The organism is Micromonospora phytophila, assembly GCF_023656545.1.
GTDB classification, from domain to species: Bacteria; Actinomycetota; Actinomycetes; order Mycobacteriales; family Micromonosporaceae; genus Micromonospora; species Micromonospora phytophila.
In genome coordinates, this window is the sequence record NZ_JAMOKF010000594.1 from 1 (window position 1) to 1,610 (window position 1,610).

Genomic DNA, 1,610 nt, shown 5'->3' on the forward strand with positions numbered 1-1,610 from the left:
GCTGACTCGAAAATCGGTGAGTGAGTGGGCAGGCGGCAGCGCCCGGCGTAGCGCAGCGGAGCCGGGCTCGTGGTTTGGTGCGGTCAGGCAGCGGCGGGTTGTTCGGGTTGAGGCTGAAGGTTGACCTTGTGGCCGGTGAGGTGTTCAAGCTGGCGGATGAGGTCGCGTTCGCGACGCCGTTTGTTGATCCGCGATTCGTAGTAGCCAGGGCCGAGGTCTTGGTAGCGGGCGTTCGGGTCGGACAGCAGGTGCCAGACGATGGTCAGCACCGAGTTGCCGACCGCGACGATCGCGCGTTTTTTACCTCGCCGGCGGGCCAGACGCCGGTAACGCTCGCCGAGGAAGGTGTTGGTCCGGGCGAGCCCGGCGACGACTTCGCCGAGGGCGCCGGCCAGCCACGGGTTGCCCTTGCCGGTGGAGTTGCCCTTCTTCCGGCCGGCCGACTGGGCGTCGATCGGGGAGAACTTCGCCCAGGACACCAGGTGTGCGGCGGTGGGGAACGCGTTCATGTCCACACCGAGCTCGGCGATGATCTCCTGGGCGGAGCGCACGCCGATACCGGTGATCTCATCGAGCTTCTCCACCGCCTGCGCGAAAGGGGCGATCATCGCCTCGATCCGGGCGTCCAGGTCGGCGATGTCGGCGGCGAGGGCGTCGATGCGGCGCAGCATGGTGGCGCAGATGAACGCGTGATGCTCGCCGAAGTGGCCGGTCAACGCCTCCCGTAACTGGGGGATCTTGCGGCGCATCGATCCGTGGGCCATCTCGGCGAGGACCTTCGGGTCGCGCTGCCCGTCGATCATCGCCTGGAGCATCTGTCGCCCCGACACCCCGTGCAGGTCACTGATCACCGAGTCCAACTTGATTTGCGCGTCTTCGAGGGTCTTCTCCAGCCGCTGCTTCTCCCTGGTCTGCTCGCGCACCAGACTGCGCCGGTAGCGGGTCACATCCCGCAGCTGACGGATCGGCTTAGGATGCACCAGGCTGGGCCGGCACATTCCCCGCTCGACGACCTTGGCCAGCCACACCGCGTCGAGCCGGTCGGTCTTCGGCCGGCCCGGCACGTTCTTGACATGCTTGGCATTCAGCAGCCAGCACTCGAAGCCCTCGGCCTCCAACAGGTAGAACACCGGCTTCCAATAGTCCGAGGTGGCCTCCATCGCCACCAGCTCGATTCGTTCGACGCGCAGCCAGTCCGCCAACTCCAGCAACGCCGGCGTCACCGTCGCGTACTCGCGAACCTCCTGCACCCGCCGGTCCGGCCGGCTGGCGTGCGGCACCCGCACACACGCCACCAGACCAGCCTTGCCGATGTCGATCGCACAAACCCGCGCGACCAGCTGCACCGGCTCCTCGGTGCTCTCCTCCACAGCCACCACCCCTCATCCACACAAGGACTGACAAGGTGGCCACCCGCGGAAGCGTTACAGGGCAAGGACAGAGGCGGACTCGCGTGCTCAAAGCAACAAGGCAGGGCCCCAAGATCACACTTCCAGCGTCAGACTACTTGACGAGCTCGAAGCACCAAGCAAGCACGACGTCGGCGGGCGACCACCCCCGATTTTCACGCACGGCACGGGCGTCACGACAGAGTCAACGGGGACTACTTG

The 1,610-nt window shown here is 66.5% G+C and carries 1 protein-coding gene; it reads right to left on the minus strand.

Annotated elements, in window-relative coordinates; translation table 11 throughout:
* Positions 1–83: 83 nt before the first annotated feature.
* The gene (locus NCC78_RS31605) at positions 84–1,370 is read right to left on the minus strand and encodes an IS110 family RNA-guided transposase (protein ID WP_250799106.1); all 1,287 of its coding nucleotides are present in this window, start codon (positions 1,368–1,370) and stop codon (positions 84–86) included.
* Positions 1,371–1,610: the final 240 nt, after the last annotated feature.